At 38.0% G+C, this 24,774-nt stretch carries 24 protein-coding genes and 1 riboswitch; of the genes, 14 read left to right on the plus strand and 10 right to left on the minus strand.

Annotated elements, in window-relative coordinates; all coding sequences use genetic code 11:
• Window positions 1-108: 108 nt before the first annotated feature.
• Window positions 109-2,331, minus strand: coding sequence for a HelD family protein (locus MKZ30_RS03235; protein WP_033600841.1), 2,223 nt, complete (start codon window positions 2,329-2,331; stop codon window positions 109-111).
• A 134-nt stretch (window positions 2,332-2,465) separates the two neighbouring features.
• On the opposite strand from MKZ30_RS03235, the gene MKZ30_RS03240 reads away from it, so the two are divergent.
• From MKZ30_RS03240 to MKZ30_RS03255, 4 genes are all read left to right on the plus strand, one after another.
• A complete protein-coding gene (locus MKZ30_RS03240) occupies window positions 2,466-3,236 on the plus strand; it encodes a TatD family hydrolase (protein WP_002358846.1) in 771 nt (256 codons plus the stop codon).
• Complete coding sequence (rnmV, locus tag MKZ30_RS03245; RefSeq protein WP_002383361.1) at window positions 3,233-3,817, plus strand: ribonuclease M5; 585 nt, start codon at window positions 3,233-3,235, stop codon at window positions 3,815-3,817. Before MKZ30_RS03240 ends, rnmV begins: the two co-directional genes overlap by 4 nt.
• 18 nt (window positions 3,818-3,835) lie before the next feature.
• Entirely contained in the window at window positions 3,836-4,723 is an 888-nt protein-coding gene (gene rsmA / locus MKZ30_RS03250) for a 16S rRNA (adenine(1518)-N(6)/adenine(1519)-N(6))-dimethyltransferase RsmA (protein ID WP_016614025.1), read from the plus strand.
• Window positions 4,724-4,850: 127 nt separating this feature from the next.
• Entirely contained in the window at window positions 4,851-5,468 is a 618-nt protein-coding gene (locus MKZ30_RS03255; protein ID WP_002355821.1) for a hypothetical protein, read from the plus strand.
• Between the two features lie 50 nt (window positions 5,469-5,518).
• On the opposite strand, the gene MKZ30_RS03260 is transcribed toward MKZ30_RS03255, so the two are convergent.
• Entirely contained in the window at window positions 5,519-6,622 is a 1,104-nt protein-coding gene (locus MKZ30_RS03260; RefSeq protein ID WP_016614024.1) for an ABC transporter ATP-binding protein, read from the minus strand.
• A gap of 185 nt (window positions 6,623-6,807) precedes the next feature.
• Between MKZ30_RS03260 and mgsA the strand changes: the two genes are divergently transcribed.
• Window positions 6,808-7,230 (plus strand): methylglyoxal synthase, encoded by a 423-nt coding sequence (mgsA, locus tag MKZ30_RS03265; protein WP_002355823.1) that lies wholly within the window; start codon window positions 6,808-6,810, stop codon window positions 7,228-7,230.
• Between the two features lie 66 nt (window positions 7,231-7,296).
• Window positions 7,297-7,464: riboswitch (THF riboswitch) on the plus strand.
• 30 nt (window positions 7,465-7,494) lie between these two features.
• Window positions 7,495-8,043, plus strand: a complete 549-nt coding sequence (locus MKZ30_RS03270; protein ID WP_002385065.1) for a folate family ECF transporter S component — start codon at window positions 7,495-7,497, stop codon at window positions 8,041-8,043.
• A 51-nt stretch (window positions 8,044-8,094) separates the two neighbouring features.
• Here MKZ30_RS03270 and MKZ30_RS03275 read toward each other — a convergent pair whose 3' ends face one another.
• On the minus strand, window positions 8,095-9,861 hold the full coding sequence (locus tag MKZ30_RS03275; RefSeq protein ID WP_002383364.1) for an ABC transporter ATP-binding protein: 1,767 nt from the start codon (window positions 9,859-9,861) through the stop codon (window positions 8,095-8,097).
• Entirely contained in the window at window positions 9,851-11,578 is a 1,728-nt protein-coding gene (locus MKZ30_RS03280) for an ABC transporter ATP-binding protein (RefSeq protein ID WP_002363303.1), read from the minus strand. The genes MKZ30_RS03275 and MKZ30_RS03280 overlap by 11 nt, the downstream gene beginning before the upstream one ends.
• Window positions 11,579-11,703: 125 nt before the next feature.
• On the opposite strand from MKZ30_RS03280, the gene MKZ30_RS03285 reads away from it, so the two are divergent.
• From MKZ30_RS03285 to MKZ30_RS03295, 3 genes are all read left to right on the plus strand, one after another.
• The gene (locus MKZ30_RS03285) at window positions 11,704-12,471 is read left to right on the plus strand and encodes a putative ABC transporter permease (RefSeq protein ID WP_033600839.1); all 768 of its coding nucleotides are present in this window, start codon (window positions 11,704-11,706) and stop codon (window positions 12,469-12,471) included.
• 248 nt (window positions 12,472-12,719) lie between these two features.
• Complete coding sequence (locus MKZ30_RS03290) at window positions 12,720-13,940, plus strand: 3D domain-containing protein (protein WP_033600838.1); 1,221 nt, start codon at window positions 12,720-12,722, stop codon at window positions 13,938-13,940.
• A gap of 96 nt (window positions 13,941-14,036) precedes the next feature.
• Window positions 14,037-14,600, plus strand: a complete 564-nt coding sequence (locus MKZ30_RS03295; protein ID WP_002383368.1) for a GNAT family N-acetyltransferase — start codon at window positions 14,037-14,039, stop codon at window positions 14,598-14,600.
• Between the two features lie 184 nt (window positions 14,601-14,784).
• On the opposite strand, the gene MKZ30_RS03300 is transcribed toward MKZ30_RS03295, so the two are convergent.
• Both MKZ30_RS03300 and MKZ30_RS03305 read right to left on the minus strand, forming a co-directional pair.
• Window positions 14,785-15,309 (minus strand): LURP-one-related/scramblase family protein, encoded by a 525-nt coding sequence (locus tag MKZ30_RS03300; RefSeq protein WP_002355833.1) that lies wholly within the window; start codon window positions 15,307-15,309, stop codon window positions 14,785-14,787.
• Window positions 15,310-15,358: 49 nt separating this feature from the next.
• Window positions 15,359-16,228, minus strand: coding sequence for a Cof-type HAD-IIB family hydrolase (locus MKZ30_RS03305; RefSeq protein ID WP_249958782.1), 870 nt, complete (start codon window positions 16,226-16,228; stop codon window positions 15,359-15,361).
• A 133-nt stretch (window positions 16,229-16,361) separates the two neighbouring features.
• Here MKZ30_RS03305 and MKZ30_RS03310 point away from each other — a divergent pair, with 133 nt between their 5' ends.
• The 5 genes from MKZ30_RS03310 (at window position 16,362) to MKZ30_RS03330 (ending at window position 19,710) form a co-directional block, all read left to right on the plus strand.
• On the plus strand, window positions 16,362-17,042 hold the full coding sequence (locus MKZ30_RS03310; RefSeq protein ID WP_002363309.1) for a uracil-DNA glycosylase: 681 nt from the start codon (window positions 16,362-16,364) through the stop codon (window positions 17,040-17,042).
• Between the two features lie 155 nt (window positions 17,043-17,197).
• Window positions 17,198-18,181, plus strand: coding sequence for a phosphate acetyltransferase (gene pta / locus MKZ30_RS03315; RefSeq protein WP_002355836.1), 984 nt, complete (start codon window positions 17,198-17,200; stop codon window positions 18,179-18,181).
• A gap of 141 nt (window positions 18,182-18,322) precedes the next feature.
• Window positions 18,323-18,817: a tRNA (adenosine(37)-N6)-threonylcarbamoyltransferase complex ATPase subunit type 1 TsaE gene (gene tsaE, locus MKZ30_RS03320; protein WP_025189182.1), complete on the plus strand. Its 495-nt coding sequence runs from the start codon at window positions 18,323-18,325 to the stop codon at window positions 18,815-18,817.
• The gene (locus MKZ30_RS03325) at window positions 18,810-19,331 is read left to right on the plus strand and encodes a GNAT family N-acetyltransferase (RefSeq protein WP_002383374.1); all 522 of its coding nucleotides are present in this window, start codon (window positions 18,810-18,812) and stop codon (window positions 19,329-19,331) included. Before tsaE ends, MKZ30_RS03325 begins: the two co-directional genes overlap by 8 nt.
• 169 nt (window positions 19,332-19,500) lie before the next feature.
• The gene (locus tag MKZ30_RS03330; protein ID WP_002355840.1) at window positions 19,501-19,710 is read left to right on the plus strand and encodes a hypothetical protein; all 210 of its coding nucleotides are present in this window, start codon (window positions 19,501-19,503) and stop codon (window positions 19,708-19,710) included.
• 73 nt (window positions 19,711-19,783) lie between these two features.
• On the opposite strand, the gene bopD is transcribed toward MKZ30_RS03330, so the two are convergent.
• From bopD to mdxK, 4 genes are read right to left on the minus strand one after another with little or no spacing between them, the layout of a single operon-like run.
• On the minus strand, window positions 19,784-20,794 hold the full coding sequence (gene bopD / locus MKZ30_RS03335; protein WP_002358859.1) for a LacI family transcriptional regulator BopD: 1,011 nt from the start codon (window positions 20,792-20,794) through the stop codon (window positions 19,784-19,786).
• A 23-nt stretch (window positions 20,795-20,817) separates the two neighbouring features.
• Window positions 20,818-21,825, minus strand: a complete 1,008-nt coding sequence (locus MKZ30_RS03340) for an aldose epimerase family protein (RefSeq protein WP_002366316.1) — start codon at window positions 21,823-21,825, stop codon at window positions 20,818-20,820.
• The gene (pgmB, locus tag MKZ30_RS03345) at window positions 21,815-22,483 is read right to left on the minus strand and encodes a beta-phosphoglucomutase (protein WP_002355844.1); all 669 of its coding nucleotides are present in this window, start codon (window positions 22,481-22,483) and stop codon (window positions 21,815-21,817) included. Before pgmB ends, MKZ30_RS03340 begins: the two co-directional genes overlap by 11 nt.
• Window positions 22,476-24,770, minus strand: coding sequence for a maltose phosphorylase MdxK (gene mdxK, locus MKZ30_RS03350; RefSeq protein WP_033600973.1), 2,295 nt, complete (start codon window positions 24,768-24,770; stop codon window positions 22,476-22,478). The genes pgmB and mdxK overlap by 8 nt, the downstream gene beginning before the upstream one ends.
• Window positions 24,771-24,774 lie beyond the last annotated feature (4 nt).

Raw genomic sequence — 24,774 nt, forward strand, 5'->3', positions numbered from 1 at the left:
CTCTCAACTTAAGAGACAACAAACGAGTAGGTCTGCTAATTAAAAAGCAGTGCCTACTCGTCTATTATAAGTGGTTTTTCTAAAAATAAAATCCGCCTTAAGTCTCAGTTACTGGGCTGCCAAGTAAGGTGTAAACCATTCAGAAAGTGTGCCGGTATAAGGTAAAACGACCCGTTTCATTCCACGAGAAATAGCAGTATACAGGATTTTTTTATCTCGTTTATTGTCGGAATAACGATTAACATTTGGGTTATGAAGAATTACATTATCAAATTCTAGACCTTTTGCCATATCAATTGATAAAACTTGCAGTGACGGATGCTCTTCCAATGAAAGAGAAGCACTGAGTTCTTTTGTTAATTGTTCTTTTTCTGCAAAAGTTTTAGTAATGATGGCGGTGCTTTCTTTCGGATCAAAAGTTGCAATGGAAGTGACGATTGCTTTAAGATAGTCAGACGCAGAGTCACAAGGAATAAATGTCGGTTTTTCTCCATCATGCCGGATGGGCACAATGGTTAATTGCTCTGGTTGAGTGCCTAATGTTTGGAAGAGTCGTGTAATTTCTTTACTTGAACGGTAACTGTTTAATAATTGATACGTTCCAACAGAACGGCTGGTTTCGTTAACCAATAAATCATGAGCTTCAGAAAATTCAATGGCTGTATTAAAAATGGCTTGATTTTCATCACCAGCTAAAGTAAAACTAGCTTTAGGGAAAAGTGTCAGCAGTAATAATAATTGGGCTTCTGTATAATCTTGGACTTCATCGACTAGGATAAAAGCCATTTGTTGGTTGGCGAGGTTTTCAATAAATGCATGTTTCACCAAAATAAGGGCCACAATTTCATCGGCTGTGAAAACAGCTGTCTCTTTTTGATACGATTTTCCAGTGAATAAAGAATAAAACGTTTCAAAAAAGGTCCATTGATCTAGCCAAGCATCATTTTTAATAGCGGCAGTAATAGAGCGATATTTTTTCTTCAAACGTTTTAAAGCAAAATCAGCCAGATGTTTTTCATTATCTTCGGTAATCACTGTGCCAAAATAACGAACTTGTTCAGCTTCTGTTAAATCTTGGAATTGATCCAACATTTTTTTAGAATGGGCTTGTTTTAATAAGTACCGTGTCCAAAGACTGGTTAATTTTTCTTTTGTGGCTGAAATTCGTTGGCGAATACTCAAGTCAGCTGGTGTTTCTTGATAAAGTTTAAAAATTGTTTCTGAAGTAAATAAGGTCTGCTTTTTAAAAGTTAAAGGACGGAAAAAATGTGGCTGCACAACTGCTTTTTCAGGATTGCTTAAAAGAAACGTTGCAAATTCTTTTGAACGAATAACGTGCTCTTGCTCCGTTACCTCAGAGCGAGTAATGCGTTCGAAATAGTCCGTTTCTTCTTCCATTGGCCATGCTTCTTTGGTAGTGAAGCGCAAAAATTGTAAAAGAGTCAAATTCAAGGGATTTCGTTCGCCTAAATTCGGTAAAACTTGAGAAATATAATCAATAAATGTTGAATTTGGTGAAAGTAATAAAATATTATCCGCTGTAATTTCTGCTCGATGTTGATAAAGTAAATAAGCAATCCGTTGCATAATCGCAGACGTTTTCCCACTACCAGCAATCCCGTTGACTAGTAGGAGTGGCTGCGTTTCGTCACGAATTATTTGATTTTGTTCTTGTTGAATGGTTGTCGTAATGTCCTTCATGTAAGGAGAAGCATCTTCTTCTAAAGAATGCAATAACACATCATCTTGAATCGCAATGGTTGTGTCAAAATAGTTGATTAATTGATCTTTTTCAATAATTATCTGTCTTTTCAAATCAAGTTGTACAGGAATGGTTTGTTGATGTGCCATGTAGGCTGTTTTCCCTAAAACATTGTCATAAAATAACGAAGCAATCGGTGAGCGCCAATCGTGAATGCGCGTTTCTTCTTCTAAAGAAGTAAAATCGTTTACGCCAATATAAAAATTTTCTGGCTCTTCAGGGCTGTCTTCAAAAGTCACGCCAATTTTGCCAAAATAAGGAACTTGTAATAGGCGTTTCACTTTGTCTAAATTTTTAGCCGTTGCTTCATTTTTTAAGTTCCATTGATCAATTTCACGGTTCTTCATTTCCAACATGGCAAACGTTTCTAGATTATCGGCATAACTATCAAAATTCAGCTTAGAATCGCGACCAAATTCTTCTAGCATATGTTTGCCATCTTTCATTGTGTTCGCCAATTGCTCTTCGTAAACTTTTTTAGCCGCTTGCAGCTCATGATAAACCGTTGTTAAATGCTGTTGTTCATAAATTTTTTCATCGGTCATGGAGATTCCTCCTTTTAATAACATGACTGAATAGTATACGTTACTTTTAGCATAAATGCAAGCGCTGTTTATGAGGAAATGGCGAATCTTGTCGCCTAGTCATTCAGATTTTTCAAGAAATATGATAAAGTAGAGAGGAGATAAAGGAGGCAATCATAATGATTTTTGATACACATACACATTTGAATGCAGAACAATTTAATGATGATATTCCAGAAACGATTGCACATGCCCAAGAATTGGGTGTTACAGAGATGGCCGTGGTCGGTTTTGATGAACCAACGATTGAAAAATCTCTTTTACTTAGTCAGGAATATGCCAATATTTATAGTATCATTGGTTGGCATCCAACAGAAGCGGGTAGCTATACGCCAGAGGTTGAACGACGATTACAAGAACAATTAACGTTGCCAAAAATTGTCGCATTAGGTGAAATCGGTCTTGATTATTACTGGATGGAGGATCCTAAAGAGGTGCAAGAAAAAGTCTTTCGCCGCCAAATTGCGATTGCTAGGGAAATGAATTTACCGTTTAGTGTGCATACGAGAGAGGCATTAGAAGATACCTATCGAATTTTAAAAGATGAAAAAATTTCAGATATTGGTGGAATCATGCATAGTTTCAGTGGTGATGCCGAGTGGATGAAGAAATTTTTAGATTTAGGTTTGCATATTTCTTTTAGTGGAGTCGTAACGTTTAAAAAGGCGTTGGATGTTCAAGAAGCGGCGATGGCGGTACCACTTGAACGAATGTTGGTGGAAACAGATGCACCCTATTTAGCTCCCGTTCCTTATCGTGGTAAACGGAATGAACCAGGCTATACACGATACGTAGTGGAAAAAATTGCTGAATTACGACAACTAACCTTTGAAGAAGTGGCAGAACAAACGAGAGTCAACGCTCATCGCTTGTTTCGGATAGATAAATGAAGGAAAAAATGAAAGTTGCAGAAATCATTGTCGTTGAAGGAAAAGACGACACACGCCGCATTCAAGAGGTAGTTACAGCAGATACGATTGAAACGATTGGCTCTGCTATCAATGATGAAATTTTGACACAAATTGAACACGCACAAGAAACGAGAGGCGTGATTATTTTTACAGATCCAGACTATTCGGGCGAAAAAATTCGTAAAACAATAATGGAAGTTGTCCCTGATGCAAAGCATGCTTTTTTATCAAGAAAAGTCGCAGTGCCTAAAAAAAATGGCGGTAGCCTAGGGGTTGAACATGCTAGTGATGAAGCAATTATTGAAGCATTAAAAAAAGTCGTAACACCTGTTCAAGCTGATGAAGACTATCAAGAAATTCCTAGACAAACACTAGTTGAATATGGTTTAATAGCGGGAGCAAATGCCAAAAAATACCGTGAATTATTAGGAGATGACCTAAGAATTGGCTATACAAATAGCAAACAGTTAGTCAAACGGTTAAGCATGTTTCGGATTACAGAAGCAGAATTGAAAGAAAGCATGACACGTATTTTAAAAGAACTTGCAAACGAAGAATAACTACATGGAGGAACAAGCGTGACGGACTATAAAGAAATTGCCACACCATCCAGAACCAAAGAAATACTAAAAAAACATGGATTTTCATTTAAAAAGAGTTTAGGTCAAAATTTTTTGACAGAGCCTAATATTTTAAGAAAAATTGTAGAAACAGCGGGAATTAATCAGCAGACAAATGTTGTCGAAGTCGGACCTGGAATTGGTGCATTAACAGAGCAATTAGCGATGAACGCGGCACAAGTTGTGGCTTTTGAGATTGATGATCGCTTGATTCCTGTCTTAGCGGATACCTTAAGTCGCTATGATAATGTGACAGTGGTTCATCAGGATGTTTTAAAAGCTAATTTGGTCGAGACAACCAACCAAGTTTTTCAAGAGAAGTATCCGATTAAAGTGGTAGCTAACCTACCTTACTATATTACTACGCCAATTATGATGCATTTTTTAGAATCTTCTTTAGATGTAGCCGAAATGGTTGTGATGATGCAAAAAGAGGTCGCTGATCGAATTGCTGCTAAACCAGGAACGAAAGCTTATGGCTCATTATCAATTGCTGTCCAATATTTTATGGAAGCAAGTGTCGCCTTTATTGTGCCAAAAACAGTTTTTGTGCCGCAACCCAATGTTGACTCGGCGATTATTAAATTGACGCGCCGTGCTACACCAGCGGTGACAGTGACCAATGAAAAAGAATTTTTCAAATTAACCAAAGCCAGTTTCCAATTAAGACGCAAAACATTGTGGAATAACTTAACGCATTTTTATGGGAAAGATGAACAAACGGTGGCTTGGCTAAAAGAAAGCCTGGCTGAAGCAGAAATCGATCCTTCTAGACGTGGTGAAACATTGTCTTTAGAAGAATTCGCTCGTTTAAGTAATGCTTTAGAAAAAAATAAACCAGTATAAAAAAGAACTTTCTGTTATTTATGAGAAATAACAGAAAGTTCTTTTATGTGTCTTGACACATTACGGCTGTTCAGCTACACTTGAGAAAAACAAAAAGGTGTCATGACACCTTTAGGAGGCAGTATTAATGAAAACAAACTCAGTAAAACGTTTAACAATTTCAGCACTTTTAATTGCAATGGGGATTATCATTCCAATGGTTATGCCAAGAATTACCATTGGTCCAGCCAGTTTTACATTAGCAAGTCACGTCCCAGTTTTTATTGCCATGTTTATTTCTCCAGTGGTGGCAATTGCGGTTAGTCTAGGAACAGGTTTTGGTTTTTTCTTATCCGCAACACCGATTATTGCTTTGCGGGCCTTATCTCATTTGATTTTTGCAGTCATTGGCGCAGTGATTTTACAAAAGCATCCAGAAATTTTAATCAATAAAGAGGGGAAATTCACTTTATTAAATGGGAAATTACAGTTGTTTAACGTGGGAATTGGAGTGATTCATTCCGCTGCCGAGCTAGTGGTTGTTTCTGTATTTTACACAATGGGCAACTTGCCAGGAACCTATTATACAGCCGGCTTCATGTATTCTATTTTTCTTTTGATGGGCGTTGGTGGATTAATTCATAGTTTGGTGGATTTCAGTATTGCCTACTTTTTAGCAAGTACCTTAAGTAAACATGTAGATATTCCAACTTTTACAGAAGCAAAACAACCCAAAGTGATAAAGAAGAAGGTTAAATTAGCATAAAGAGAAACAATCGAGGCATCCGTCATTGCGACGGATGCCTCGAGATTTTTTTATTTAATGACTTCTTCTGTTTGAGGGTCGAAGAAATGTCCTTTGTTAATATCAAAAGCTAAGTCAATCATTTCACCAGGATGGTGGAAGTCACGAGCATCTACTTTTGAGATAAACTCTGTCTCACCAATTTTTGTATAAAGCATGGATTCAGCCCCTAATAATTCAGAAACAACGACTTCAGATTTAATCACCGCATCTTTCATTGCCGTTAAAGCCACTTGTTCGCTATGAATATCTTCTGGACGAATACCGAAAATTAATTCTTTGCCTTCATAACCATGTTCAACAAGCTCTTTGTTTCTTCCTTCAGGAATTGCTAGTTTTAAGCCATGTTGGTTAGAAATAACCCCATTGTTTAAGGTAACTTTGAAGAAATTCATGGCAGGTGAGCCGATGAACCCAGCTACGAACATATTTTTTGGTGTATTGTAAACTTCTTTTGGTGAACCAATTTGTTGAATAAAGCCATCTTTCATAATTACGATTCGATCAGCCATGGTCATCGCTTCGGTTTGGTCATGTGTCACATAAATTGTCGTAGTTTCTAAACGTTGGTGTAGTTTAGCGATTTCAGCACGCATGGCTACACGTAATTTTGCATCCAAGTTTGATAAAGGTTCATCCATTAAAAAGACTTTGGCATCACGGACAATTGCCCGGCCAAGTGCAACACGTTGGCGTTGTCCACCAGAAAGCGCCGCAGGTTTACGTTGTAAGTACTCTGTTAAGCCCAGAATATCCGCAGCATTTTCCACCCGTTTTTTAATTTCAGCTTTATCATATTTTCTTAGTTTTAAACCAAAAGCCATGTTATCAAAAACAGTCATATGCGGATAAAGCGCATAGTTTTGGAAAACCATGGCAATATCACGATCTTTCGGTGCAACGTCATTCATGACTTTGTCCCCAATTGATAATTCACCTTCAGTAATATCTTCTAAGCCAGCAATCATTCGCAATGTTGTTGATTTACCGCAACCAGAAGGTCCGACAAAGACGATAAATTCACGGTCTGTAATTTCTAAGTTAAAATCTGTAACAGAATAATGTTCTGCATTGTCATATTTTTTATACACATTTCTAAGCGCCATTTCCACCATTTGATACGTCACTCTTTTCTTTTTGATTTGTTACTCATAGTTTAAATGAAAACGCTATCTTTCAGCAAGGGAGAGTTGCACAAGAAAAAGAAGACTTTTTCGTCAAGGTGACAAAGGACAAACACTCTCAGCGGATTTATCGCTAAACTTTTGTTATAATATAACAAAGACAGGAGTTGGATAACATGAAAATCGCTTTAATCGCTCATGATCGTAAAAAAACATTAATGATCAAACTAGCAACCGCTTATAAACATATTTTAGAAAAACATGAATTGTATGCAACGGGAACGACAGGCATGAAAGTGATGGAAGCAACTGGCTTACCCGTGCATTGCTTTAAATCGGGGCCATTAGGTGGGGATCAACAGATTGGCGCAATGATATCAGAAGACAACATTGATTTAGTTATTTTTTTAAGAGATCCTCTTTCCGCGCAACCGCATGAACCAGATGTGACGGCTTTGATTCGTCTAAGTGATGTCTATGAAATTCCTTTAGCGACCAATATCGGCAGTGCTGAAATTCTTTTGAGAGGTGTCGAGGCGGGGTTTGCGGACTTCCGTGAGGTTATCCATGAAGGGGATCGTCGACCGTTAGCTTTTTAGAGAACCTTAATGGTTATTTTGACTATTTTGTGGTATATTTTATGAGGACTTTTGTCCAAATAAAATAACAGAGTAGGAGACAAAGCGTTAAGTGCTAAAAGGATGGGATGTTGCCTTTTGGACGAAGAACATAAACAGTGTGTTGCTAGAAAGCAAAGGTTCTTACTTTGCTTATCATCAGAACAACACGTTCAGCTTTTTAATGTTCGCGGTTTTGTTTTCGCATTCGCTGCATGGTTCGTCATGTAGCAGCTCTTAGAGGAGATGCTAAAAATGACAAAGAAAAAATTTGGCACAAAATCCATTGCGTTAATGGGCGTACTCATTGCGGTGGTCGTTGTCTTTTCACGCTTTTTTGCGTATGAAACAACGTTTTTAAAAATCAGTTTCACGTTTATCCCAGAATCATTGATTGGGATGATTTTCGGACCTTTTTGGGCTGGAATCGGCACGGCGGTGGCTGATGTAGTAGGAATGCTGCTTTTTCCAAAGGCAGGCTATTTTCCTGGGTTTACTTTAAATGCCTTTTTGGCTGGTGCTATTTATGGTTATTTCTATTATAAGAAAGAAATGACATGGCAACGAGTGATTTTGGCGACATTGTTGGTCACCGTTTTAATTAATATCATTTTAACTCCTTTGTGGTTAAGTTTAATGTATGGCGTCAATCTAGCAAATTTTGCTTGGTGGGTGCCACGCTTAATTAAAACAGTTATTTTCTTTCCTATTCAAGTAATTGCCACTTATTATTTAGGCAATAAAATTCCCTTTAAACGTTTATTTGGAAAGCCATTATCTGAATTAGATCAATAAATTTAAAATTAAAAGAGTCACTTTTCATCATCCCAGAAAAGTGACTCTTTTTTATTGTGCTTTTTGATTAAACTGTGCTTCGTAAAGGTCACGATAATAACCCTGTTCTTTTTGCAATAATTCGTCATGGGTGCCAATTTCAACCACTTGACCATTGTCCATAACTAGAATTTTTTCAGCACTTTTGATTGTTGCTAAGCGATGGGCAATAACAAAACTGGTCCGGCCAGTCATCATTTGTAAAAAAGCATCCTGAATTTTTTGCTCAGTCAACGTATCAACTGAACTGGTCGCTTCATCTAAAATAAGCATCGGCGGATTACTAATCATCGTGCGTGCAATAGTCATTAGTTGTCGTTGTCCTTCAGAAATTTTAACGCCTTGGGAACCAATCTGAGTATCTAGTCCTTGAGGTAAACGCATGACGAAATCAAAAATATGGGCTTTTTTCATGGCTTCTATAATTTCTTCGTCAGAGGCTTCAGGATTTCCGTACGTTAAATTTTCCCGAATGGAGCTATCGAATAGCCAAGTATCTTGGAGAACCATGCCAAAACTTTTTCGCAAGCTATCCCGAGTAATTTGAGTAATGTCGTGAGTATCAACCGTAATTTGGCCACGGTCGACCTCGTAAAAGCGCATTAACAAATTCACTAATGTTGATTTACCCGCACCAGTTCGCCCAACAATGGCAATTGTTTCTCCTGGTTCAGCAATTAAATTAAAGTTTTCGATTAAAGGTCGCGTCGGCGTGTAAGAAAAATCAACGTCTTTAAATTCAACACGGCCTCGCGCTTCTTTCAAAACAATTGCGTTCGGGGCATCAGGACGTTCAACTGGTTGATCCATCATATCAAAAGTACGTTCCAATCCAGCTAAGGCTGCTTGGATTTGGTTGGTGATTCCTGAGAGTTCAATAAAAGGTTTAGAAAACTGACTAGAGTAAATGGTGAAACTGGAAATAACACCAACTGTGACTAAAGGATTGCCACTTAAAACTAACAAGCCACCGACTAATCCAATCGATAAATAAGATAAATGGTCGATAAATCGAGAAAGTGGGTTGGTTAAGGAGGAAGAAAACTGAGCCTTCTGTCCTTTTTCATACAACGTTTGATTCAATGCTTCAAATGTTTCTTGCGTAGCTTGTTCTTGTTGAAAGGCTTTAACAATTTTTTGGTTGCCAACCATTTCTGAAACGAAGCCGGAAATTTCACCAACAATCGTTTGTTGTGCAGCAAAGTTTTTTTGTGAAGCTTTTGCAACAAGCCAGTTTACAATAAAAATAATCGGCGTACTGATAAGAACCACTAATGTGAGCAGGGGACTTAGCCGAATCATAAAGAGCAAAGCAACAACGACGGTGGCCATGCCGGAAAATAATTGGTTGAAGACAGCCGAGCAAGCCATTGAAATATTGTCAATATCGTTGGTAAAGCGACTGACGATATTTCCGTGTGATGTTTGGTCATAATAACTTAACGGTAATTGATTTAAATGGGCAAAGGCGTCTTTTCTCAGCTGTGTGGTCGATAAATAAGACACACGATTACCGAGACGTTGAATCAGCCATTGACTTAGAACGGTTACGAGTAAAATTCCTGCTAATAAACCTAAAATTTTGATGAGTTGCGCAGCATTGACTTGCCCTTTACCAACCATTGTATCAACGGATTTACCTATATAATAAGTCATGAGGACAGTCGAAAAACCACTGAGAATTCCTAGGATTAAGGCGCCGATAATTTCTTTTGGATAGCGTAGTAAATACGGCTTAAAACGTGAGAAGGCACCAAAATGAATTTTTTTAGTTTGCATGGGTATCCTCCTCCTGTGATGCAACGATTTCTTGATACTCTTTAGAAGAAGTAAGTAATTCTTCGTGGGTGCCAAGGCCAGCGACTTTTCCACTATCTAGGACTAAAATTTGATTCGCCGTAGCAATCGAACTCACGCGTTGTGAAATTAAAATAACGGTTGTCTCTGCTCGTTCTTTTTGTAAAGCACGGCGCAGATTCAAATCTGTTTGATAGTCGAGGGCACTCAAGGAATCATCTAAAATAAGTAAATGTGGTTTCCTAATCAAGGCACGGGCAATGGTCAGCCGTTGTCTTTGTCCACCAGAAAAGTTTTTTCCGCCTTCGTTAACAGGCGTGTCTAACCCTTGGTCTAATTGTTCAACAAATTCTTTACATTGGGCGATAGCTAATGCTTCCCAACAGTCTTCATCAGTTGCATTTGGTTTGCCCCATTGTAAGTTTTCTCGAATAGTCCCTGTAAATAAGACGGCAGTTTGTGGGACACTTGCCACTTGTTGGCGTAAAGTAAAGAGCGGCCAATCGCGCACATTTATACCATTAATAAAAAGGTTTCCTGCACTCACATCATAAAATCTGGGAATGAGTTGGGTTAAGGTACTTTTCCCGCTGCCGGTAGGTCCTGTGATGCCGAGAATTGAGCCTTTAGGAATCGTAAAATTGATATTTTCCAAAGCCAAACCGGCCTCTGGTTCATAGCGAAAATCTACATGGTCAAAGGTAATATCACCAAATTGTGGCGATGTTTTTGCTGATTCTGGTGTATCTGTTAACTGACTTTCTACAGTTAAAACCTCATTGACACGGTTTGCGGAAGCGGCGGCTCGCGTAAAAATTACCACGAGATTAGAAGCAACAATTAAAGCGAGCATCATTTGATTCATATAATTGATCAAGGCTAAAACTTCCCCTTGTTGCAGAGAACCAAAAGAAACTTTTAAGCCACTAAAATAAAGTAAAAATAAAATTCCAACATTCATAATCAAAGTGGTTAAAGGCGTTAATAAAGCAGAGACATTCGATACGCGAATGTAAATATCGCCTAAATCATCGGAAGCTTTATCAACATGTCGTTGCTCTGTTTCCTTTCTAGCAAACGCACGGATCACACGGACACCGCTTAAGTTTTGGCTGATTTGACGGTTTAACCGATCCAAATATTCTTGGACTTTTTGATATAAAGGCACAGTCACTTTAATGATAATAAAGAGAATAAGGCTAAAAATTGGTAAAAGTAATAGGAAAAGAAAGCCCATCTGCACGTCAATGTAAAAAGCCATGACCACAGAACCGATACTTAAAAAAGGTGTCCGAATGACCAACCGAATAAACATCGCTAAAGCCAATTGAAGCTGGTTGATATCGTTTGTGATCCGAGTGATGAGGGTATCTGTACCAAAACTATTCAATTCTTTGTGTGAAAGCTGATTAATTTTTTTCATTAATTGATTTCTTAGCTCCGTCCCAAAACCTTGCGAAGCGACTGAAGCATAATATTGACAAATCATGACAAAAAATAAACCAACTAACGACATAACAAGCATCCAGAGGGCCATTTCTATGACAGTCTGTCGGTCGTTTTGACGAATACCGACATCGACTAAGTGAGCCATGAATAAGGGCAAGACTAACTCGAAACAAGCTTCTAAAAATTTGAAGACTGGACCGAGGATAATTTGTTTTCGATAATTTTTTGCGTATTTCAATAAACCAAACATAAGATTCCTCCCTTTGCTGCTCTCATTGTAGCCTAATCTTTCAATGAAAGAAAGTTGTTCGCTACATTTTCTTAACTTCTGGTAAAATAGAAGAAAAGAGTAAAGAAGTGGAGAGTGGTAGAAACATGGAAAAAATGAGTCAGATTATTTTGTTATTTTTTATTTATTCCTTTATAGGTTGGTTATGGGAAACGGTGTATTGTTCATTAAAAGCTAAAAAATTTGTTTATCGAGGATTTTTGGTAGGGCCCTATTGTCCTATTTATGGATTTGGGGTCTTAAGCGTTCTCTATTTTGTGGAACCCTTTGAAAACAATCTCTTGGTATTGTATATCGGATCGGTTGTTTTAGTGACAATTTTAGAATATGTCACTAGTTATGGCTTGGAAAAACTGTTCCATGCCTCTTGGTGGGATTATCATGATGTACCTTTTAATTTAAACGGTCGCGTGGCTTTACCGGTTTCTCTTTTTTGGGGATTGGGGTGTGTCTTGATTGTCAAAGTTATTCAACCAGAAATCGCCAAAGTTGTCAGCTTTTTACAAGCAACCTTTGGCAACTACTTAGCCCTTTGCATAGTGATTGTAATGGGGCTTGACTTAATTTATACGTTGCTGAACATGCAAGGTTTCAAAAAACTTATTACCGAGATGGGACAAACGTTGGAAACGAACCAACAAGAATTTAAGCAACGGTTGAACACAAAAATGGAAATTGCTACAGCTGATTGGCAGAAGTTAAAAGAGCGAACCAAAAAAGAGCATTTCCAAAATCGATTAAATTTCCAACAACGTCGTTTTATTAACAATTACCCAAAACTAACTTTAAAAAACATTAAAAATTCCAAAGAAGTGCGGCATCTCTTAGAAGATTTGAAGAAGAAAGGCCAATAATTAACAAAAAATATTACAAAATATTTCAATCAATGGTCTAATTGGATGAAAAAAAGAAAAATCGTCAAAAGCTAGTTTTTAAGGCGTCTTAAGAAATTCTTAAAGAATTGAGATAGAAATGGACTAATGAATAAACGCAGGATAAAAAAAGAGTTGCATTTAAATTGTAACAAATTGTAACACGATTGAAATAAAACAAGCCCTCCTGACTAGTATAATGAGTAGGTGTTTTAGATAAGTTAGGAAAGGTGTTGGATTTAGTGAAGGTTAAAAAGTTGATACCATTTTTAACAACAATGATGCTTATCAATTTTGGACTTCCAGTCGCTGCGGCAGCAGAATCACTTGATTCGTTGCAAGAAAAAGAAGCGCAAGCGAAACAATCTGGGGAGTTAATTAGTAAAGAAATCAATTCAGCCTTAGATGATGTAAATGCTAAATATGCGGAAATCGAACGTTTAAAAACGCAAATTTCAAAAGCGGAAGATACGTTGAAAACTTCGAAAGAGGAAATAGAAAAAACAGAAAAAAATATTTCTCGTCGTAAAGAAGCTGTTGGCGATCGTATGAAGGATATTCAATTAAATGGCGACCAACGTACTTGGCAAGCCTTATTAGATGCAGAAAATTTATCAGATTTCTTTAATCGGGCCTACGCCATGACCGTTTTACAAAACTTTGAACGGGAAAAGATTGAAAGCTTAACTAGCGAAAAAGAAAAATTAGCTGCATTACAAGAAAAAGTTGAAAATACGCAAACAACTTTAAAACAAAATGAAGAGAAATTACAAGTTGAAGCTTCTTCAATGAATAATAAAGTCTCTGAGTTAAAAGAAAAAATGGCGAATAATGAAGAATTATTGGCTCAAATTTCGACAGACAAACAAAAAGAGCAACAACGCTTAGTCAGCGAAAAAGCAGCAGCTGAGGCACAGAAAAAACGTGCGGCAGAAACCGCCAAAGCAGAAGCAGCGAAGAAACAAGCAGCTGCCGACAAACAAGCGCAAGCAGATGCGGCGGCTAAACTAGAAGCCGAAGCTGCTGAAGAGTCAAGCAGTCAAGCATCAAGCTCTTCTACAAGTACAGAAAGCAGTAGCACTGAATCTTCAAGTTCTGCTAGTTCATCCGAATCGTCATCAACGACAGAATCAACGACAGACGAATCATCAACACCAGGAACTGGCTCTGGTCGTGTGCTTCAGATGGAATCAACTGCTTATTCTTGGCGCGAAGCTGGTGCAAGTAATCTAAGTGCTACTGGCATTGACTTAAGTAAACAAAGCAATGTGATTGCAGTTGATCCGAGCGTAATTCCTCTGGGGTCATTAGTGAAAGTCTCTGGTTATGGCTTTGCTATTGCTGGAGATACAGGTGGCGCTATTCAAGGGAATATTATTGATGTTCATTTTGATTCGGTAGAGCAATGCATTGCTTGGGGACGACGTCAGGTTACAGTAGAAATTCAATAATAAATTTGTTATACTAAAGACAAGATAAAAGGAATTGGCTAAGTCAGTAATGATAGTAGCCAGTTTTTTTTTAGTTAAATGTAAAGGAGAATTACAATGATTCGCTCGGCAACAAAAGAAGACGGTCAAGCGATTGCTCGGCTGGTCTTAGTTATTTTAAAAGATATGGAGTTACCAATTTTAGAAGAAGTCTCAGAAGAACAAATGATTGACCTATTAGCAGAGGCAACGGCGTATCCAACCTATCGCTATGGCTATCAACGAATTTTAGTTTATGAACATGCAGGTGAAGTTGCAGGGATTGCTGTCGGCTATCCTGCGGAAGATGAAAAGATTATTGATGAACCTTTAAGAGAAGTCTTTAAAAAACATGGCTTAGCAGAAGATGTTCGGCTATTTATTGAAGAAGAAACTTTGCCTAATGAATGGTATTTAGACACGATTTCAGTGGATGAACGTTTCCGTGGAATGGGCATTGGTTCTAAGTTATTAGATGCTTTACCTGAAGTAGCTAAAGCTAGCGGGAAGCGAGCTTTAGGTCTAAATGTTGATTTTGACAATCCAGGTGCGAGAAAGTTATACGCAAGCAAAGGCTTTAAAGATGTCACAACAATGACTATTAGTGGTCACTTATACAATCATATGCAAAAAGAAGTGTAAAAATAGAGGTCGGGACAGAAGCGTTTAACTCCGAGAAATAAGAAGGAATTTCCGAAAATTGTTCTATAATTTTTGGATAATTTCGGCTTATTTCCGAAGGAGTTGCTTCTGTTCCCGCCGTTTATCAATTTTTAAGCCTGGGACAAAAATCCAAAGTGATTTTTGTCCCAGGCTCTATTTTTCATTAATCCGTTAAAGGATCAAAATCTAATCCAAAATCATCGGAAGTTTTTTGTTTTTTCTTATTATATAACCAGTAGTCAAGGACAGCTGCTATGCAGATGCACAACGGTGCGTCCTCATCATTGGCAACAGTTAAAACAAAATAGTCGCCTGTACAAAGCATGGTTTTATCCATTGACATGATTTTTTTATGGACTTGATAAATTGAATATTGGTGCGCTTTGATATCCCCAACAACTGCCCAGTGAAGGCCTTGAACATAATAGAAATCAGCATTCAAATTGAACAGTTTCCGTAGAGTACCCACTTTTTCAAAACGCTGATATAACTCAAATCGTGTGCCGAAAGTCCAAGAAACTTGTTTAATACTGGCTAAAATTTCTCCGTTCATTGCATATAAAGAAAGCGCATCTCCTCGTGTGCCCCAGCGCCCCACCAATAGAAAAAGTGAACGGCCTGCTTGGTCTTTCACGATGGTTCGCGTAACTTTTCCTAACTGTTGTTCTTGAATAAAAAATTCAGACACGACACGATCTCCTTTCTATATAAATGAGTGCTGTAACTGGTAGTGCTTATTACAAATCTTCTCTTATTGCACGCAGGATGGCTTCGCCAACACCATTTTCTAAATTAGTGGCTGTTTCATATTTAGCGTATTCTTTTAATTCCAGTTCGGCATTGCCCATTGCAAAACTTACCCCAGCCCATTGAATCATGCTGACGTCATTTAAATTATCACCAATAGTCATGACTTGTTCAGCGGGAATCCCACGTTCTTTAGCGACGCGCGCAACCGCAATCCCTTTTTGTGCTAGGCGGTGGTTAATTTCAATATTATTAAGCGCAGAAGAGGTAACAACCAAATCATCTAGTTCTTCTACTTCCATCCCAGCAGGACCTAATACTTTCGGCCCATCCATACTGAAGCCAATAATTTTAAGGACTTCAATCGAATCATCTTTTAAAATGTCGTCTAAACTATCAACATAGGTAATATGCAATAAAGATAGGTGTGCTGAAGCCATGGCGATCACCACTTTATAAGTTAAATGGGGCATGGATTCTGCAATATGAGCGGCAAAGTTTTCAATTCTTTTTTCTTGATGTTCAGAAAAAATACCTTTATTTGTAGAGATTTCATAGTAAACATTGTGTTGACTCAAAATAGTTAGTACTTCGGTTACTGTTTCTTTTTCGATCCCAGCCGTGAAAAGTGAGTGTCCATCTTTGTCGAACACTTGGGCGCCGTTTAAAGTAATCATGGCGCAGTCAATTCCAGCTTCTTCTAAAGCGGGTTTCGCTTCGGTATATGCGCGGCCAGTAGCAACCATAAATTCGATTCCTAAACGTTCCGCTTCGCGAATTGCTGAAGCGTTATCATTTGTGATGCTCATTTTTGCATCTAAAAGTGTTCCATCCATATCTGAAGCAATTAATTTAATCATCGATTCTCTACACCTCATTATCTATTTAAAGCTTACCTATAGTTTACCACGTTTTTCCAAGAGAAAGTACCCAGAAATTTCTTGTCAGGTTTGGAGAAATTCGTTATGCTTAGAGAGCGAAGGAGTGAGCATTATGAAAGAAATTATTCACAATAGTTGGCAAACCGTTTTATCTGCTGAATTTGAAAAACCGTATTATCAAGAATTGCGGGAATTTTTGAAAAAAGAATATCAGACACAAACGATTTATCCAGATATGTATCATTTATTTTCAGCGTTAGAACTAACCCCTTTTGAAGAAGTAAAAGTAGTAATTTTGGGACAAGACCCATATCATGGACCCAATCAAGCACACGGACTAAGTTTCTCTGTCCAGCCAGGTGTGAAAGTGCCGCCATCTCTTGCGAATATTTACAAAGAATTACAAGCTGATTTAGGGTACCAACCCGTCAACCATGGCTTTTTAGAAAGCTGGGCCAAACAAGGCGTGTTATTATTAAATACTGTGTTGACCGTTCGGGCAGGTCAAGCCTATTCCCATCGAGGTAAAGGGTGGGAGCAACTGACAGATGTCATTATCGAAAAGTTGAATGAGCGTGAAAAACCCGTTGTTTTCATTTTATGGGGACGTCCAGCTCAAGAAAAAATTAAAATGATTGATACGACTCGGCATGTGATTATCAAATCACCACATCCAAGTCCATTGTCAGCGCATCGTGGTTTTTTTGGCTCACGTCCGTTTTCTCAAGCGAATGCTGCTCTAGAACGTTTAGGGGAAACGCCGATTGATTGGCAACTTCCTGAAACAGTGTAGTGTAACAGTGTATGCTGTTATAGTGTAGAAGAGTTAGTTTGTGAAAAGTTTATCGGATTATTGGTTTTTTTGACTAATACAGCTAGAAAAAACTGTTATTTTCTTTGAGAATAGTGTATGATGGATTTTGTAAATATAAAACTGGAGGGTTTATCGTGGAATTATTCGATAGCTTAAAATTTAAAGTCGTACGCCGTAATATCAAAATTGTTTTCCCTGAAGCAACAGATCCTAGAATCTTAGGTGCTGCTGCCCGCTTAAAATCTGATGAATTAGTAGAACCAATCTTAATTGGTGATCCAACAGATATCGCAAATGCTGCTATGGCTCGTGGAATCAACACATCAAACTTTATTATTATCAACCCCAATGATTATGAAAAATGGGATGAAATGGTCGAAGCATTTGTTGAACGCCGTAATGGAAAAGCTACTAAAGAAGATGCTGAAAAAATCTTAAAAGATGTCAACTATTTCGGTACTATGTTAACTTACATGGGTATTGCTGATGGTATGGTTAGTGGTGCTATCCACTCAACAGGTGATACAGTTCGTCCTGCGTTACAAATTATTAAAACAAAACCAGGTGTGAGCCGTACAAGTGGTGCCTTCTTAATGATTCGTGGTCGTGACCAAGAAAGATATTTATTCTCAGACTGCGCGATTAACGTGAACCCAACTGCACAAGAATTAGCTGAAATTGCTGTTGATAGTGCCAAAACAGCTGAATTATTTGACATTGAACCAAAAGTTTCATTGTTAAGTTTTTCAACAAAAGGTTCTGCAAAAGCACCAGAAGTAACAAAAGTTGCTGAAGCTACAAAAATTGCGCAAGAATTAGCACCTGAATATGCGATTGATGGTGAATTACAATTTGATGCTTCTTATGTATCTTCTGTCGCACAATTAAAAGCGCCCAACTCAAAAGTGGCTGGAGAAGCAACAGTCTTTGTATTCCCAGATTTACAATCAGGAAATATTGGCTACAAAATTGCTCAACGTTTAGGTAACTTTGAAGCAATTGGCCCAATCTTACAAGGATTGAACAAACCAGTTTCTGATTTATCACGTGGTGCAAACGAAGAAGATGTTTATAAATTATCAATCATTACAGCTGCTCAAACATTAATGAACGACTAATTAACTATGTCAAAGCATGATAAATAAGCAAAGTAGAAGTTGAGGTTCCCAGGACACTTGGGCCTCAACTTTATTTTTTTGAAGCTGCCACTAGTCAACTTATTGAATTTTCGGTATACTTTCATACATAGATTCTTGCAGATGGGAGGCAAAAAAATGAACATTGTCCTGAACAATCCATTGGAAACAGAAGCAATTGCTAAAATCATTGGACAAAAGGCACAAGCTGGTGATGTAATTGTCCTGACTGGTGATTTAGGGGCCGGTAAGACGACAATGACGAAAGGGATTGCTTTAGGATTAGGCATTTCCCAAATGATTAAAAGTCCCACCTATACGATTATCCGCGAATATCCACAAGGACGACTTCCGTTATACCATATGGATGTTTACCGTGTTGAAGAGGGTGCGGATGAATTAGGGTTAGATGAGTATTTTGAAGGAGATGGGCTATCCGTTGTAGAATGGGGCAGCTTGATTGAAGAAGAATTGCCAGAAGATTATTTAGAAATTATTTTAAATAAAGATTCTCAAGAAGCTGACAAGAGAGTTCTTGAATTCCGCGGAACTGGTCCGTTGGCAGAAGAAAGAATAGCAGAGATTCTACAAGTGTGGGAGGCTCGCGAATATGACTGAACAAACATTTTCTATTCGAGAAGCAGTGCCTACTGATGCGGATCAATTACTATCTGTGATGTCAAAAATTGGGAGTGAAACGCCCTATTTGGTAATGGATGAGCGAGGAATGGCCATGTCGACAACAGAATTGGCTGAAAATCTAGCAACACTCTATGAATCACCAAATAATGTTTTATTGGTGGCATTAGCGGGAAAAGCGATCATTGGGACCGCTTCTGTGTCTGCTTCTTCTAAAAAGCGGATGGAGCATATTGGTGAAATTGGCATTAGTATTTTAAAAGAGTACTGGGGCTATGGACTGGGCAGTATCCTGATGGAAGAACTTATTCGCTGGGCGCATGAAAGTCATGTTATTCGTCGCTTGGAATTAACGGTACAGGATCGCAATCAACGAGCGATTCACGTCTATAAAAAATTAGGGTTTGAAACAGAAGCAATTATGCCTCGAGGCGCCAAAACAGACCAAGGTGAATTTTTAGATGTTCATTTAATGCGTTTGCTGATTGATTAATTATTGGTTAATAATTTTAATTTCTTAAATAATCGAACGATAATTGCATGAAAAAACAAAATTTTCGCAATTATCGTTTGTTTCATATTTATTTTTCTGATATTTTTGTTATAATTATAGAAGAATTTAACGAAAAAATGAAAATTTATTTTGGGAAGGAATGTAAGAAATGGCGAAGGCGACGAAAATGAATGTTAACTATCGAGAGTCGATTTTGGATCGTGCGTATCGTTTAGAGCTAATAAAAAAAGATGAGTATGCAAAACATCAAGAAAAATTATCATTATTAAATGAAAAATTGTCTGACGGGGAACCAGCTCAATTTGATGCAAAAGAAGAAACGTTTTGGAAAAAAATTTCGCAAAAAGTTATTTTATAAAAGTAATACATACGAATAAGAGCGTACACATAGAAAGAAGCGTAAGCAGTGTCAAACTGCTTACGCTTCTTTTTTAATGAATAGGAATAACTGTTTCACGCTTAATTAATTTGTGAGGAATAACGAGACGGACACCATTCGTCAATTCTTCATGGATTAATTCATATAATTTTTTCATCGCCATTCGACCTAATTCTGACGTGTCGATGTCAATGCTTGTTAGATAAGGATGTGTCAATGTTGAAAAGATTGAGTTGTTAAAACTAATAATGGATAACGTTTCAGGAACTTGATAACCATAGATTTGCGCAAGTTGCATCGTCCGCAAAGCAAAGATATCATCAATCACCACCAACGCCGTGGCATTATTTTGATGAAGAATGTCATCGAAAGCCATGTAATCTTCAGGTTTTTCTAACGCAACGCTTGGTAAAACAGTTAATCCTTGCATCATCATTGCTTTTTGATAACCAAAGTAACGTTCAAAGTACAAACTTTCATGCGTTGTATTGGTCACAAATAAAATATTTTTATGGCCGTTTTCAATTAAAAATTCTGTCGCTTGTTTCCCTAATAATTGATTATCATTATCCACGTAAACTATTTCCGTTTCATGTTGGTAAGGTTGGCCGATTAAAGTAAAGGGAATGTTGTTTTCGTATAAGTAATCAATGACGGGGTCCTTACTATCTGAATACACAAGAATAAAACCGTCCACTTGTTTTTGAAGATGCATTCTTTTAACGTTTTCCAATAGTACATCAAAACTTTTGGCAGTTGCAATAGCAGTAGTCATATCGTAAAGACGGGCTTCCTCGTTGATGGCTTCCATAATTTCTAAATAAAATGGATTCCCTAACCGTTCTTTCGAATCTAAAGGAGGTAAAATTACGCCAATGGCACTTGAAATTCGTTTACCCAAATTCCGTGCCGTCATATTTGGCACATAGCCTAAGTCATCCATGACTTTTCGCACTTTCTTTTTTGTCGATTCAGAAATACTTGGATGATCGTTAATGACACGCGAAACGGTTGAAGTTGCAACCCCCGCTTTCTTAGCGACATCTTTTACTGTAATTGCCATTTTTGCCACGCCTTTCTTAGTGATTATAGAAGGTTAAATTGATAAACCGTTTGGTAGGTTTGCTTTTTATTAGCTGGTAATAAAATAGAGCCCCACTGAGGATGATGAACAATGTCTGGATACTCTTGAGGTTCAATTGCTAAGCCATAGTTTGAATGCATCGCTTGTCCATTAATAGAAAAAGGAGCCTCAAAACCAGTCGTAGAAAATAATACCATACTTTGGTTCGTTGTTGCTATCGTCATTTTTCTTCCAGAAGTAGGTTCTTGTAAGCATAATTGTGGCTGTCTTAAGTCAGAGCCAACTAAGGGGAAAACATCATCTAACCCAGTTGGATAGCGTTGGAGGATTGTTTCGATAGGTGTCAGTTCATTAAAACGTATGGATAGTTCAGAAGCTGGTAAAATCCGTCCAGTAGGCAGCTTATTATCGTCTAATTCTAACATACCTTGACAGTTCAAAGATAGCAAATGTGACAGAATGTCTAACTTTCCATTGCCAGATAAATTAAAGTAGGCGTGGTTTGTAGGATTAAAAAGTGTTTCCTGTTTACTCCGTCCAGTACTGATCATTCGTAAATGATTATCCTCTAGCTGGTAGGTGATGGTGGCCTCAATTGGTCCGGGATAGCCAGAAAGGGTGTCGGTTAAATGAAAAGCAACGCCAATGATATCCTTTTTTTCAAAGGGCTCGACTGTCCAATATTGAAAAGACCACCCCTTTGAGCCACCATGGATATGATGACCGTCGCTATTTTGTTCTAATATTCCATTTTGCCAATGGCCATTACGAATGCGTCCAGCAACTGGTCCAACAGTGGCGCCAAAAAAGCTTTGATCCTTTAATACATCTTGATAAGAATCATACGATAAAAGGATATTTTCCCAATGATTATTTTTGTTTGGCATCAAAAGTTGATGGAGGCGCGCGCCATAATTGAGAAGAACGACTTCTAAAAAGTCGTTCTTCAAAGTAATTTTTTTTAAGTTTGTGTTTGGAATATCGGTTACGGTGATACGATTATCCTTCATGATCAAGCCACACTTTTTTTAAGTAATCAAACGTTAAAGCGCTCGTCTCTGGCACGATGGGCAACCCTTCGCCTAACTCTTCTTTGCGGCCAACGCCAACAGGCTGCGCTCCACTAGCAAGAATCGCTTGAATCCCAGCTTTGGCATCTTCAATGCCAAGACATTCTGCTGGTGTCAAATCAATTTCTTTCGCAGCTAAAATGAAAATATCTGGAGCGGGTTTGCCTGCCTGGACGTCTGCTGGATTAGCAATGGCATCAAAAAGGGGCGTCAATTGCATTTTTTCTAAAAGGAAAGGTCCATTTTTACTTGCAGAAGCCAAGGCGATTTTAATATTGGCTTCACGTAATTCCGTTAATAAAGAAAGAATTCCTGGATAGACATCTTCAGGCGTAATTGCTTGGATCATTTCCAAGTAATAATCGTTTTTCCGTTGCGCTAACTGGGCAAATTCTTCAGAAGAAAACGTGCCTTCTTTTTTTCCGTATTTTAACAGTAACTGCAGAGAATCTTCACGGCTTACACCTTTCAATTGTTCGTTGAAAACACGGTCAATGGAAATTCCAATTTCGTTCCCTAATTTTTTCCAAGCGTGGTAATGAAATTCTGCTGTATCAGTAATAACGCCATCTAAATCAAACAAAACGCCTTTAAACATGAACTTCTTCCTTTCTGATCGGTAAAACTAATCGATCTTTTAATGTGTATTTTTGATCGTAAACAGTTAATGGAATTGCAGGGCCGTCGAGTAAATTAAAGGCTACTTGGTCTGCTGCAACTTCAACAAATAGTAAACGATTCCGGTAATTAATGTGGAACGAGTAGGCTGTCCATGTCGCTGGTAAAAAGGGTGCAAATTTTAGTTGTTGATGGTCCGTTTTCATTTGGGCAAAACCTTGCACAATCGCTAGCCAACTACCAGTCATTGAGGTAATGTGTAAGCCATCTTCTGTATCATTATTGTAATTATCTAAGTCAAGGCGCGCTGTTCGTTGATACATTTCCACTGCTTTTTCTTCCATACCTAATTCAGCAGCTAACACAGCATGAATGCTTGGTGAAAGGGAAGATTCATGGACAGTCATTGGTTCGTAAAAATTAAAGTTCCGGCGTTTTTCTTCTAAAGAAAAGGCGTCATTAAAGAAATAAATTCCTTGAAGAACATCGGCTTGTTTAATGAAACAAGACCGCAAAATTTTATCCCATGACCAATGTTGATTTAAAGGCAGCTCACTAAGTGGTAAATCAGAAACAGGCATTAAATCTTTATCTAAGAAAGTGTCATGTTGTACAAAAATGCCTAATTCATTATCCACTGGAAAGTACATATTCTCTACAATGTCTGCCCATTTAGCTAATTCGTCGTCTGCAATTTTGAGCGTTGTTTCTTCTTGGAATTTTAAATAAGACTCACGGGTGTAACGTAGAACCCACGCAGCGATGGTATTGGTATACCAGTTATTGTTGATATTATTTTCATATTCATTTGGCCCCGTTACGCCATGAATCATATATTGTTTATGACGTTGGGAGAAGTGGACCCGATCTGCCCAAAAACGAGCGATTGCCACAAGTACTTCTAGACCAGCATCTTTGAGATAGTCTTCGTCTCCTGTATAGTTGACATAATTATAAATCGCATAAGCAATCGCACCATTTCTGTGAATCTCTTCAAAAGTGATTTCCCATTCGTTATGACATTCCACACCAGTAAAAGTAACCATTGGGTAAAGCGCACCCTTTAACCCTTGTTGTTGGGCATTATGAATGGCTTGAGGCAATTGATTGTGGCGATATTTCAGTAGATTTTTAGTAACTTCGGGCTTAGCCAACGCCAAGTAAAGTGGGACAGCATATGCTTCGGTATCCCAGTATGTGGCACCGCCATATTTTTCGCCAGTAAAGCCTTTTGGTCCGATATTTAAACGATCGTCTTCACCATAGTAGGTTGAGAAAAGTTGGAAAAGATTAAAACGAATGCCTTGTTGGGCTTCGTCATCTCCTTCAATAACAACATCAGCTAATTGCCAACGTTTTGCCCAAGCGGCAGCTTGACCAGCTTTTGCTTCAGGGTACAAGGTAGTCATTTCTGCAAATAATTCGTTTACTCGTGTGATTTGTTGCGTTTCTGGCACATCACGGCTGGTAACGACAAGCACTTCTTTTGTGATGGCGGTCGTATCACCTTCTTTTAAGGACACTGTCAATTCTGCGGTTAAAGCCAAGGGCTGTTGTGTATATGTAGGCACAACAGCGGCTCCATCGATGAAATGGCGCATGCCTGCAGTCACTGTAAAACGCTCTATTTTAAAGTTGTTAGGAATGGTCTTAGTCGTAACAAAGCCAAGTGTTTCTTGTGTTTCAATAGCTCTTTCTTCCCAAAAATGTTCTTCATAATTGCTGTCTTCATTTTGAACATCGCCATCCAATTTTGAGTGAAGAGTGATTGTGCCTGTACCTTCCAGCATTTCAATTGTTAAGTGGATGTAAGCTGCTTCTTTTTTTTCTAAGCTTAAAAAACGTTCAAAAGAGAAGCGCACTTTGTTCTTCGGTGTTTGGATGGTGAATTGCCGAGAAAGGACCCCATTTTGCATGTCTAATTCTAAAGAAAAATCTTCGTAAGGTGTAGTGGCTAAATCAATTGTTTGTCCATCAATTTGTAAGTCCATTGCGATGAAATTAATTGCGTTAATCACTTTGCCGAAATATTCAGGATAACCATTTTTCCACCAACCAACACGTGTTTTGTCTGGATACCAAACACCTGCTAAATAGGTTCCTTGATGGTGGTCGCCAGAATAGTGTTCTTCAAAATTTCCCCGCATCCCCATATAGCCATTGCCAATGCTCGTTAATGATTCTTGTAAACGTAAATTTTCTTTATCTAAGTGTGTAGTACGGATTTTCCAAGGATCAATTTGGAATAAACGTTTGATTTGTTTCATGAGA

This window comes from Enterococcus sp. LX10, assembly GCF_023539285.1.
GTDB lineage: Bacteria > Bacillota > Bacilli > Lactobacillales > Enterococcaceae > Enterococcus > Enterococcus faecalis.